Raw genomic sequence first — 12,618 nt, 5'->3', positions numbered from 1 at the left:
ATTAGTCTTCACCAATCGGGCGTTTACAGACAGTTATTTTCCCTAATTTCTTTGCTTTTGCTGAGTTTTGAGATGGGAGTCTTGTACTTGACGCTTCGTTTTCGGTACAGATAAATTACTTAAATTACTGCCTGTTAATGCGGGATAAAGTGAAACTTTAATCAGTGGGGGTTCTTTATCCCCACTGATTATTAGTCTTCACCAATCGGGCGTTTACAGGCAGTTATTTTCCCTAATTTCTTTGCTTTTGCTGAGTTTTGAGATGGGAGTCTTGTACCTGACGCTTCGTTTTTGGTACAGATAAATTACTTAAATTACTGCCTGTTAATGCGGGATAAAGTGAAACTTTAATCAGTGGGGAGCTCTATCCCCACTGATTATTAGTCTTCACCAATCGGGCGTTTACAGGCAGTTATTTCCCCTAATTTCTTTGCTTTTACTGAGTTTTGAGATGAGAGTCTTGTACCTGACGTTTCTCTTTCGGTACAAATCAATTACTGCCTGTTAATGCGGGATAAAGTGAAACTTAATCAGTGGTTTTTTATTCCACTGATTATTAATCTTCACCAATAGGGCTTTTTAATGCGGGATAAAAAAACGAGGATGCTTTCAAATATGAAGGTACCCTCGTTTTTTTGTATTCAAATATAACTATTGATTTTTTATTTTTCGAATTCGATATTGTAGATTTTGACGACTCATACCAAGTGCATTAGCGGTCTTTGTAATATTGCCTTCATATAAATTTAAGACGTTTTGCACATAATATGATTCGGCTTCACGTAAATAAGCATCGAGCGGCATAACATCATTTTGTTGCTGGAACATAAAAAATTCCGGCTCATGATTGGTTGTGTCTTGCTGCTGTACCTTAAAGCGGAAATGCATTGGAAGGAAATCAGAGGTAACTGTTGATTCAGTGGTCATAAACGACACAATTTCATCTAGTAATAGCTCAAGTTCCTTTAAATTTCCCGGCCAATCATACTGCAAAAATAAATCCTGTACATCAGGTGCTAGTTCCACAACATTTGAAGCAAATCTTTCTCGATGGCGACTAAAGTAATCATCTACGAATGGAAGAATATCTTCTTTTCGATCTGTTAAATTGGGGATAGTAATGGCCATTGTTGCAAAGAAATAATACAGTGATTTTGAAAGTTTTTCTTCTGCGATTAATGTAATGGGATCGCTTCCTACACTCCCAATGAGCATGTATTTAGATTGAGGAAGAGATTGTAATACTTCTAATAGTTGTTCTTGGATATCTAGGCTTAAAAAATCAATGCGTTCAAAGAAAAAAGTGTATGCTTTGTCTTCTTGTAAGAGCTCCTGTAATTTGTCTAAAACAGATTGAGCAGAGCGACGACTCACTAGGGTTACAAATGCTTCAGGATCAGTTGATGCTGCATGGTGCATACCCTCTGCGACTAAATCCTTGCCTGTACCCGATTCACCAATTAGTAATACTGGTAATTTCACAGCTGCTGCTTTTTTGGCATTTGCGATAACTTGTTGCATCGATTCGGAAACAGCTGTAATCATATCGAATGTTAAAGGTTCACCATATCGACGAAGGGGCTGATAAACTAGCTTTTCGAGTGATGTAATGTCACGAGCAAATTCAATCGCTCCAATAAGTTTATTTTCAACATAAAGTGGAAAAGTATCATTAATAGTTGTAATTTCATGACCATTTTTATTCCAATAAGTTTGTTTTACATTAATTTCTTTTTTGCCTGTTTGTAATACACGCATTAAAGTACTTTCATGCTGGCGAAAGGAAAACATTTCAATAACAGAACGATCCGCTAATTCATCAATATTAAATCCTTCAATTTCTTTCATCTCTGTATTATAAATAATTGTTTTGCCAGAAAGGTCTACAGCATGAATACCAACAGTTACATTTGTTGCAATAAACTCATAAAAAGGGAGTAAGGGTTCAAAATTTTTCATAAAATGTGCACCTCAAAAATTTTTTACTTGAAATATGCAACGAAATTTTGCATTATAATAAGTGTAAGAATATTCTAAACGCAAAGATATTTTGCGTCAATGTTTTTTGCACACTTAAAACACATCTCACGAGGGAGGATAAAGTATGATTTCATACAAACACGAACCATTCACAGATTTTACTCAAGAGGCAAATTACAACGCATATTTAGAAGCATTAAATAAAGTAGAAGGTTATTTAGGCCAAGACTACCCACTTATTATCGGTGGCGAACGTATTACTACAGAAGATAAAATCGTTTCATATAATCCTGCAAAGAAAACAGAAGTAATTGGTCGCGTATCAAAAGCGAACAAAGAACTAGCTGAGAAAGCAATGCAAGCTGCAGACGAAACATTTAAAACTTGGAAAAAAGTAGATCCAGCTATTCGTGCAGACGTACTATTTAAAGCAGCGGCAATTATCCGTCGTCGTAAACATGAATTCTCTGCACTTTTAACAAAAGAAGCAGGTAAGCCATGGGCTGAAGCTGACGCAGATACTGCAGAAGCAATTGATTTCTTAGAATACTATGGTCGTCAAATGCTACGTATGAAAGACGGTCAACCTGTAGAAAGCCGTCCTGGTGAATACAACCGTTATGACTATATTCCACTAGGTATTGGTATTGTTATTTCACCATGGAACTTCCCATTCGCAATTATGGCAGGGACAACGGTAGCAGCTTTAGTAACAGGTAACACTGTATTATTAAAGCCAGCTTCAACAACACCTGTAGTTGCTTATAAATTTATCGAAGTACTAGAGCAAGCTGGTCTTCCAGCAGGTGCTGTGAACTTTGTACCAGGTTCTGGTGCAGAAGTAGGTGACTACTTAGTTGATCATCCGAAAACACGCTTCATCAGCTTCACTGGATCTCGTGATGTAGGTTTACGTATTAACCAACGTGCATCTGTATTAAATGACGGTCAAATTTGGATTAAACGTGTTATCGCTGAAATGGGCGGTAAAGATACAATCGTTGTTGATAAAGAAGCAGATCTAGAGCTTGCAGCACAATCTATCGTGAAATCAGCATTTGGCTTCTCTGGTCAAAAATGTTCAGCGTGTTCTCGTGCTGTTATTGTTGAAGATGTCTATGATCAAGTTGTTAATCGTGTAATTGAGCTTACTAACACGCTAACAGTTGGTGATCCAACAGACTTCAAAAACTTCATGGCAACAGTTATTGACCAAGCAGCATTCAATAAAGTGACAGAGTACATTGAAATTGGTAAAGGAGAAGGTCGCCTAGTAGCAGGTGGTACAGCTGATGATTCAGTTGGTTACTTCATCCAACCTACAGTATTTGCAGATGTAGCTCCTTCTGCACGAGTTATGAAAGAAGAAATTTTTGGCCCGGTTGTAGCTATTACAAAAGCTAAAGATTTCGATCAAGCAATTGATATTGCAAACGATACTGAATACGGTTTAACAGGTGCGGTTATTACAAATAATCGTATGAACTTAGAAAAAGCACGTGAAGATTTCCATGTAGGTAACTTATACTTCAACCGTGGCTGTACTGGTGCAATCGTTGGTTACCAACCATTCGGTGGCTTCAATATGTCAGGTACTGATTCAAAAGCAGGTGGCCCTGACTATCTACAACTTCACATGCAAGCAAAAACAACTTCAGAAATGCTATAACTTCTATCAGCAGACTGAAAGAAGGTATAGCCCTCAGTAGATGTCACGGATTTGGCTTTTTGCAAGCAAGAAGTCGAATCTAGACGCAATTATGCCGAGGTTAATATAAGAGAATCTGCGAGACTCCTCCTGGTTAAGTAGGCCCGGCAAGAACCGTAGACGCTAATGTCGAGGCGACTTACCTAAGAGTAGTGGAGCAGATTCTTGTTTCTTATATTCAGAAAATGCTGAAATCGTGCTATTAAATTTTCTTATAGAAAAACATAGTCTTCTAATAGATTTTTCATCATGAAAGTAAGGAGAGAATACTATATGACAAAAACAAATCAAGTTATTGAACAAACTCAAAATTTTGGTGCTGCAAACTATCACCCGCTACCAATCGTTATTTCAGAGGCTGAAGGTGCTTGGGTAAAAGATCCAGAAGGTAATAAATACTTAGATATGCTTTCAGCTTACTCTGCTGTGAATCAGGGACATCGTCATCCAAAAATTATCGCTGCGTTAAAAGAACAAGCTGATAAAGTAACATTAACTTCTCGTGCGTTTTATAGCGAAAACCTTGGTGAATGGTATGAGCTTGTAGGTAAATTAACGAATAAACAAATGGTATTACCGATGAACACAGGTGCAGAAGCGGTAGAAACTGCATTTAAAGCAGCTCGTCGTTGGGCATATGATGTAAAGGGTGTAGAGGATGGCAAGGCTGAAATCATTGCATGTAATGGTAACTTCCATGGTCGTACAATGCTTGCTGTATCTTTATCATCTGACGAAGAATATCGTCGTGGCTTCGGTCCGATGTTACCGAATGTTAAGTTAGTAGATTACGGTAACCTGGAGGCGTTAAAAGCTGCAATTACTCCAAACACAGCAGCATTTTTAATTGAACCAATCCAAGGTGAAGCTGGTATCGTTATTCCGTCAGAAGGCTTCTTAAAAGCTGCTCGCGAACTATGCCGTGAAAACAATGTTTTATTCATTGCAGATGAAATTCAAGCTGGTTTAGCACGTACAGGTAAAATGTTCGCATGTGATTGGGAAGAAGTAGAGCCTGATATGTACATTTTAGGGAAAGCTTTAGGCGGTGGTGTATTCCCGATTTCTTGTGTAGCTGCAAATCGTGAAATCTTAGGTGTATTCAACCCAGGATCACACGGTTCAACTTTCGGTGGTAATCCTTTAGCATGTGCTGTATCTATTGCTTCAATTAAAGTATTACTAGATGAAAAATTAGCAGAGCGTTCACACCAACTTGGTGAATACTTTAAAGGTAAATTAAAAGAAATTAATAACCCAGTCATTAAAGAAGTTCGTGGCCGTGGTCTATTTATCGGAATGGAGTTAACAGAGGCAGCACGTCCATACTGTGAAAAACTTAAAGAATTAGGCCTATTATGTAAAGAAACACATGATACAGTTATTCGATTTGCGCCACCACTTGTAATTTCACAAGAAGATTTAGATTGGTCAATCGAACAAATTGAAAAAGTATTTAAACTTTAACAAATTGTTCACATTTTAATTCGGAAGTATGTTACAATGATGCCGATATACTATCATTAAAAAAAACAAAGAGGCGATTTAATATGTCTGAAAACTTAAACCTGTTCACATCTACTCAAGAAGTCATTCAAGAGGCTCTAAATAGACTTGGTTATGACGAAGCAATGTATGAATTATTAAAAGAGCCACTTCGCATGCTACAAGTTCGTATTCCAGTGAAGATGGATGATGGTACAACAAAAGTATTTACTGGTTACCGTGCACAACATAATGATGCTGTAGGACCAACTAAAGGTGGAGTACGTTTCCATCCGGCAGTATCTGAGGAAGAAGTTAAAGCGCTTTCAATGTGGATGACATTGAAATGTGGTATCGTGGATCTACCTTATGGCGGTGGTAAAGGCGGTGTCATCTGTGACCCTCGTCAAATGTCTATGGATGAAATCGAAAAATTAAGCCGTGGATATGTTCGTGCAGTCAGTCAAATCGTAGGACCAACAAAAGATATTCCTGCACCAGATGTATTTACGAATGCACAAATTATGGCTTGGATGATGGATGAATACAGCCGTATGGACGAATTCAACTCACCAGGTTTCATCACAGGTAAGCCACTAGTGCTTGGTGGTTCTCAAGGTCGTGATCGTGCAACTGCACAAGGTGTAACAATCGTTATCCAAGAAGCAGCGAAAAAACGTGGCATTGATATTAAAGGTGCGCGCGTTGTTATTCAAGGCTTCGGTAACGCAGGTAGCTTCCTTGCAAAATTCATGCATGATTTAGGTGCAAAAGTAATCGGTATTTCAGATGCTTATGGTGCACTACATGATCCTGAAGGTTTAGATATCGACTACTTATTAGATCGTCGCGATAGCTTCGGTACGGTAACAACATTATTTGAAAACACAATTTCAAACAAAGAATTATTAGAACTTGATTGTGATATTCTAGTGCCAGCTGCTATTGAAAACCAAATTACTGCTGACAATGCAAACAATATTAAAGCAAACATCGTAGTAGAAGCAGCAAACGGACCAACAACTGCTGAAGCAACTAGAATTTTAACTAATCGTGGTATTTTACTTGTACCAGACGTATTAGCATCTGCTGGTGGTGTAACAGTTTCTTACTTCGAATGGGTACAAAATAACCAAGGTTATTATTGGACAGAAGAAGAAGTTGAAGAACGTCTATACAAAAAAATGGTTGATGCATTTGAAAACGTTTATACAACAGCGACAACACGTAACATTAACATGCGCTTAGCAGCTTATATGGTAGGTGTTCGCCGCACTGCAGAAGCTTCACGCTTCCGTGGATGGGTTTAATCAATAGATAACTAAAAACGAGTCATTCCTTTATAATGGGATGACTCGTTTTATGTTTTTGAAAAACTACTAGTATGTAAATGAAATAAAGGTGTCATATTGAATAAAGTATGGCTCTTCGGCAAAACGAGGGGTTGCTTTCCGTTCCGACTGGGCGTTAACATCGAGAAAACCGCTGATAAAATGCTGAGAATCGCTGATAACATCGAGAAAACCGCTGATAAAATGGCGAGAATCGCTGATAACATCGAGAAAACCGCTGATAAAATGGCAAGAATCGCTGATAACATCGAGAAAACCGCTGATAAAATGCTGAGAATCGCTGATAACAACATGAAAATCGCTGATAAAATTTCGAGAACCGCCGATAGCTTTATGAGTCGCTATTAAAATGCCAAAAATCACTCCAATAGAATGCGAATAGCGTGGAACGGAAATCACCTCATTCGAAAGTGCCGTAACATTCGCGAAAATTTCCTTGACGATTTTGTTTTTCTTTTTTTATTCGACTGAAGAAGATGTTCGAGACGTTGCTCTAATATCATCTTTTTTTCATTCCGTTCCTTACGTAATTGCAGGATGCACATAAGTATGAAGCTTCCAACAATAATAACAACACAGCTAATAATCACGATAATAAGCATAAATAAAATTCCTTTGTTTCATGTACTAAGCTTTTACTATACATTGGTTAACTAAACAAAATCTGAACAGACGGATAGGATGGTTGAGCTGACGGATTGAACCAGGGCTGATAGTTTATTAAGAGCATATGTCCAAAGTTTAATCTTTGCTTTCATCAATAGAAATATGAGAAAATCCAACTAGAAAGGGGCGAATTGAATGGATTCATTTACATTTTATAACCCAGTGAAGTTACATTTTGGTGAAAATGCACTGGAAAAGCTATCAAATGAGTTAGCTCTGCATGGTAAAAAGGTGTTAGTTGTTTATGGCGGAGGCAGCATTAAGAAAAATGGTGTATACGATTCTGTCATTGAAAAGTTACAAGAAGCGGATAAAACAATATTTGAACTAAGCGGTGTTGAGCCAAATCCACGTGTGGAAACAGCAAGACTTGGTATTGAACTTTGTAAAAAAGAAGAAATCGATCTAGTTCTAGCTGTTGGAGGCGGTTCCGTAATAGACTGTTCTAAGTTAATAGTCGCTGGTGCAAAATATGATGGTGATGCTTGGGATATTGTAAAACGTAAAGTATTTGTGCAGGACGCTTTACCACTTGGAACGGTATTAACGCTAGCTGCAACAGGTTCCGAAATGAACTCAGGCTCTGTCATTACAAACGCTTCGACAGAAGAAAAACTAAGCTGGGGTAGCCCTGCTGTATTCCCGGAATTTTCGATTTTAAATCCAGCGTATACAGTGTCAGTACCAAAAAATCAAACAGTTTACGGTATCGTTGATATGATGTCGCATGTATTTGAACAATATTTCCATAATACGACGAATACACCGATTACAGATGAAATGTGTGAAGGCGTATTACGAACTGTCATTACAACAGCACCTAACCTAATAGAAGATTTAGAGAATATCCAGTTACGTGAAATCATTTTATTAGCCGGAACAATTGGGTTAAATGGATTCTTATCAATTGGCTCTCGTGGTGATTGGGCGTCACATAATATTGAGCACGCTGTATCTGCAGTGTACGATATTCCTCACGCAGGTGGTTTAGCGATATTACAACCACATTGGATGCGTCTAAGTGTACCCGTAAATCCAGAGCGTTTTGCAGGCATTGCAACACGCGTTTTCGGTGTTGACGCAACAGGAAAGTCTCCAGAAGAGGTTGCATACGAAGGGATTGATCGTTTATCTGCATTCTGGACTTCACTAGGAGCTCCAAGTCGCCTAGCAGATTATGAAATTGACGATTCAAAATTCCAGCAAATTGTAGAACATGCAATGCAAAATGGACCCTTTGGAAACTTCAATAAATTACAGGAAGAAAATGTACGAACTATTTTGCAAAACTCACTTTAATATTAAAAAAATGAGGCTACGCGTTATAGTCTCATTTTTTTATGAAATTTGTTGTGCAAATAACTAGTCCCTTGTAGAATTGTTCAGATTTTGTTCAGCTATGTTTATTAAAATAAAGATCATAAACTAGGTTGGAGAGGGAGCAAATATTGAAACAAATACTTGAAGGTTGCGATGTCACATCGGGTTGCATGGAGGTGCCATTTCAGCAGGATGTTTACAAAATGCAAAATTGTGTAGAAGTATTGGGGATGGAAGCGAAATCACTGCAAATTGAGAATGACCAAATTGTCATGGGATATATCATTGATCAAAGTATATTTATTAAAAGCTTACAATATGGCCAAACGAATATTACCTTTACAGATGGTGTAAATAAAGCAAGTGTACAAGTGTTTGTACGTCCCTCTGGGGAAATCGTTGTAGAAGTGAAACCTTATTTAGGGGATGCTGAAATAGTGCTAGTTTATTATCGAACAATATTAGCAGATACAGCTATTGCGATTGATTTGAAAGGTGCTTTAAAACATTATTTGGTGACTCATCAAATGATGAATAATGATGATTCAATTGCAGAGGTACATTACCAATCTATGCATCCTAATGTATTGAAAGATTCTTATGCGGGTAATTTCATATTAGGTTGCTATGCAGACGGAAGAGAGATTACAAATGTAGAAGAATATGCATTAGCTAAACGATTGGTAACATTGAAATTCTCAAAAATCGTTATTCAACAGCAAGGTGTAAAAAAGATGATTGTTTTAAAAATGTTATTAACTTTTATGATAACAGATCATGTTGTTGTAAGTAATAAAGAGATTCAAGATTGCTTAATAGAAGATACAAAAGAAGTTAAACAAGAACGAAGTCATCTAGTGCTAGTATAAAAAATAGCCAACTGCCTGAAATAAGGCAATTGGCTATTTATATTATTTAGAAAAAATATTTAGGATATGCTGTTATTGTTTGAATGTAGAATTTTCCGGTCTTTCTCCAATATGCACCCAATCTAGTTTCCCATCATCTTCATCAAATAAAATTGCCACTTTTGATACGCCCTTCTGACTTAAAATGACCTCTGTTAAATGGTCGCGTACATCATCTAGAAAAGCGAGTGATAGATTGGGATCAGCTTCGGCAACTAATTCCACATGTAAAAATTCACCTTCTTTAACGACCTCTAAGCGCACAATATCTTTAATGTTTGGGTCATCCATTACAAGATGTGCAATGTGATTCAGCATTTCTTCATCTGTTTCACCAATAACCCCACGTGCATTATCAAGGAAAACTTTTGCTACTACATAGAACATCATACAGCCAATAATCATTGAAACAAGTCCTTCAATTCTTGTCCAGCCTGTAAAATGTGCGATTAAAATTGCAGCGAAGGCCAAAACATTCCCTCCTGTAGCAACTAAGTCTTCCATAAATACTAATTTTGTTGCTGGCTTTGCTCGATTTAAATAAGGAATAGCTTTAGGAATAGCTGTTAGTATTCCCGTTTTTTCCTGCCCAGCCTCATGTAGTATTTCTACGGCGGCCTTTGCAAGAACTGACCCCTCTAAAACAGTACCGATAAATAGTACGCCAAGTGCAATGAGCATTCCTTTAGATTCTCCAGCAGGATGCATAAAATGATGCAAGCCTTCTTTTATCGTTTCATAAGAAAGGATAGCTACAATAATAACAGCCAAAAGACAAACTAAATTTACAATTCGGCCAAAGCCTGCAGGAAATTGTTTAGTCGGTGCTTTTTTCGAAAGCGCTGAGCCGATATAAACGAATAATTGGTTTGCTGCATCCCCTAGTGAGTGCATCATTTCTGCAAACATGGCAATATTACCTGTAAAGAAGTAGGCAGCACCTTTAATAATTCCTAAAAAGGCATTGACCCCCGCTGCCAACAGGGAAGGTTTATTACCGTTCTTTAATAGTTTCAATATTTCTGACACGAAAGAATCCTCCAACTAATTTAAAATTTCCATTTCGATTTTTTCTATATAGGGCAGTGCTCGTAATGTACGATAAAATGACAGTAAGTTATCAGAGACTATTAATGATAAACGTAAATCTAATTCGTGAAAAACATGATCATTATTCGGAATATCTTGAATGCGTATGTTTTCGATAATAATATTGTTTTCCTTTAGGAATTGTAAAAAGGATTCACTATTTTCATCATTGTTAATCTGAACTTTCAATGATATTTCTCGCATTCGAATTCTTTTTGGTCCTATTTTCATTAGAAACGGCGATAAAACCTCAATTCCGAAGACGATGATAATAACAGCTAATGTAGCATCTATATAGAAGCCTGCGCCAACAGCAATTCCTATCCCCGCAGCTCCCCAAATCATTGCTGCAGTTGTTAAACCGGAGATACTATCATTCCCCCGTCTTAAAATAACACCTGCTCCAAGAAACCCAATTCCACTAACAATTTGAGCAGCCAAGCGAAGGGGGTCCATTGTAATATTGATTCCTGACCTAGGGGGTGTTGAGTAGGCGGTTTCAATCGATATTATAGTTAATAAACAGCTAAATGTAGCAATAACTAAGCTCGTTTTTAATCCTACAGGCTTCTTTTTTAATTCCCTTTCGATGCCGATTACTAAACTTAATGTGGCTGCAATTACTAATTTTATGCCAACTTCATATGTAATCATATTTTCCAAGGTTTCCATAAGCAACCCTCCACAGATATTTCGTATTGCTAAGAGATATGCAAGGTGTCATTATTATATGTACATTACTTTGTTGTATTGTACATCACCATAGTAATGATGTATAAGTATTTTTAATTTCTTTAAAGCAAATGTTTTTCTGTAGCGACAGGTATAGGAGTCTTCTAACGCTACAGGTCGTGAGATGAATGCGGGTTTAAGTTAAAACCCTTGGCGGATGTTACAGAACTGGAAGGAGTCCTTTGTGCGAGCACCCAAAGCCAAATCCAGATGTAATTATACCGAGGCAAAATTGATTGGAGATTGGATTTAATGGAGAAAGCAAAAATTCATCCATACATTCCTATTTTTATTGGCGTTATTTCTGTATCCCTATCTGCCGTATTTGTAAAATTAGCAAATGCAGAAGCAGGGGTTATTGCGTTTTATCGTATGTTTTTTTCGGTGTTAATAATGGCGCCTCTGTTTTTTTGGAAGTACACTAACGAGATCAAGGAATTTAGAATACGTGATTGGCTATTTTCTTCTGTTGCAGGCATATTTTTGGCCTTCCATTTTATTTTGTGGTTTGAATCGCTCAATTACACTTCTGTAGCAAGTTCTACAGTTTTGGTTACATTACAGCCATTGTTTGCATTTGTAGGTACATATTTTTTCTTTAAAGAGAACATTACGCTGAAAACCATTTTGGCAGGAGTTATTGCTATTGTCGGTAGTATTTTAATTAGTTGGGGAGATTTTAAACTAAGCGGTACTGCATTTTATGGAGACATGCTTGCTCTTGTCGCGTGCGCACTTGTTACAGCTTACTTTTTATTTGGACAAGATGTACGGAAAAGATTATCTCTTGTGACATATACGATGATTGTTTATGTTATTAGTACAATTACATTATTGATCTATGTTCTTATTAAGGGGGAATCGTTCGGTCCTTATTCTACTATGGACTGGATATGGTTTATTTTATTAGCGATAGTTCCTAATTTATTTGGTCATACTCTATTTAATTGGTCTATTAAATACGTTAGTACAAATGTAGTCTCCATTGCGATTTTATTTGAACCAATTGGTGCGGCCATTTTAGCTCTTCTAATTTTTAAAGAGTATTTAATAGCCACACAAATTATTGGTGGATTCATTGTTATAGTAGGAATACTCTTGTTTGTAGTCGATGAGAAAAAGATTTTTAAGTTTTTTTCAAAAAAGGCTTGATTTTTAAAATGCTATATTATATATTATTACTTGTCCTTAACAAGAAGGACGACTTGAAAAAAAGATTTTGAAAAAGATTTTTTAAAAAAGTTGTTGACATCTTGTTGAATACAAGTTATGATAATAAAGTCGCTGAAAACAACAGCGACAAAATGAACCTTGAAAACTGAACAAGCAAAACGTAATCAATAAAGTTTTTAGTAGCTAACCTTGAGTTGGTGAACGA

At 36.9% G+C, this 12,618-nt stretch carries 10 protein-coding genes; 6 read left to right on the top strand and 4 right to left on the bottom strand.

Translation table 11 applies throughout. The features are described from left to right. Nucleotides 1–651 precede the first annotated feature (651 nt). A complete protein-coding gene (locus AMS59_RS13020; protein WP_053484179.1) occupies nt 652–1,959 on the bottom strand; it encodes a sigma-54-dependent Fis family transcriptional regulator in 1,308 nt (435 codons plus the stop codon). Between the two features lie 145 nt (nt 1,960–2,104). Between AMS59_RS13020 and pruA the strand changes: the two genes are divergently transcribed. From pruA to AMS59_RS13005, 3 genes are all read left to right on the top strand, one after another. Then, complete coding sequence (gene pruA / locus AMS59_RS13015) at nt 2,105–3,649, top strand: L-glutamate gamma-semialdehyde dehydrogenase (protein ID WP_053484178.1); 1,545 nt, start codon at nt 2,105–2,107, stop codon at nt 3,647–3,649. 312 nt (nt 3,650–3,961) lie between these two features. Then, nucleotides 3,962–5,155, top strand: coding sequence for an ornithine--oxo-acid transaminase (locus AMS59_RS13010; protein WP_053484177.1), 1,194 nt, complete (start codon nt 3,962–3,964; stop codon nt 5,153–5,155). A gap of 83 nt (nt 5,156–5,238) precedes the next feature. Then, entirely contained in the window at nt 5,239–6,483 is a 1,245-nt protein-coding gene (locus tag AMS59_RS13005; RefSeq protein ID WP_053484176.1) for a Glu/Leu/Phe/Val dehydrogenase, read from the top strand. 69 nt (nt 6,484–6,552) lie between these two features. Here the strand turns inward: AMS59_RS13005 and AMS59_RS27005 are convergent, their stop codons facing one another. Then, nucleotides 6,553–6,888, bottom strand: a complete 336-nt coding sequence (locus AMS59_RS27005; protein WP_156304653.1) for a hypothetical protein — start codon at nt 6,886–6,888, stop codon at nt 6,553–6,555. A 438-nt stretch (nt 6,889–7,326) separates the two neighbouring features. On the opposite strand from AMS59_RS27005, the gene AMS59_RS12995 reads away from it, so the two are divergent. Next, nucleotides 7,327–8,490 (top strand): iron-containing alcohol dehydrogenase, encoded by a 1,164-nt coding sequence (locus AMS59_RS12995; RefSeq protein ID WP_053484174.1) that lies wholly within the window; start codon nt 7,327–7,329, stop codon nt 8,488–8,490. Nucleotides 8,491–8,639: 149 nt separating this feature from the next. Continuing rightward, nucleotides 8,640–9,380 (top strand): hypothetical protein, encoded by a 741-nt coding sequence (locus AMS59_RS12990; protein WP_234007772.1) that lies wholly within the window; start codon nt 8,640–8,642, stop codon nt 9,378–9,380. A 72-nt stretch (nt 9,381–9,452) separates the two neighbouring features. Here the strand turns inward: AMS59_RS12990 and AMS59_RS12985 are convergent, their stop codons facing one another. After that, nucleotides 9,453–10,448, bottom strand: a complete 996-nt coding sequence (locus AMS59_RS12985) for a cation diffusion facilitator family transporter (protein WP_053484173.1) — start codon at nt 10,446–10,448, stop codon at nt 9,453–9,455. A gap of 15 nt (nt 10,449–10,463) precedes the next feature. After that, the gene (locus tag AMS59_RS12980) at nt 10,464–11,180 is read right to left on the bottom strand and encodes an MgtC/SapB family protein (protein ID WP_053484172.1); all 717 of its coding nucleotides are present in this window, start codon (nt 11,178–11,180) and stop codon (nt 10,464–10,466) included. Between the two features lie 312 nt (nt 11,181–11,492). Between AMS59_RS12980 and AMS59_RS12975 the strand changes: the two genes are divergently transcribed. Next, nucleotides 11,493–12,392, top strand: a complete 900-nt coding sequence (locus tag AMS59_RS12975) for a DMT family transporter (RefSeq protein WP_053484171.1) — start codon at nt 11,493–11,495, stop codon at nt 12,390–12,392. The last annotated feature ends 226 nt before the right edge of the window (nt 12,393–12,618 follow it).

Origin of the sequence: Lysinibacillus sp. FJAT-14745 (assembly GCF_001275675.1) — a bacterium.
Lineage (GTDB): Bacteria > Bacillota > Bacilli > Bacillales_A > Planococcaceae > Lysinibacillus.
The sequence above is the reverse complement of the archived record's forward strand: the minus strand, read 5'-3'. Positions and strand labels throughout refer to the sequence as shown.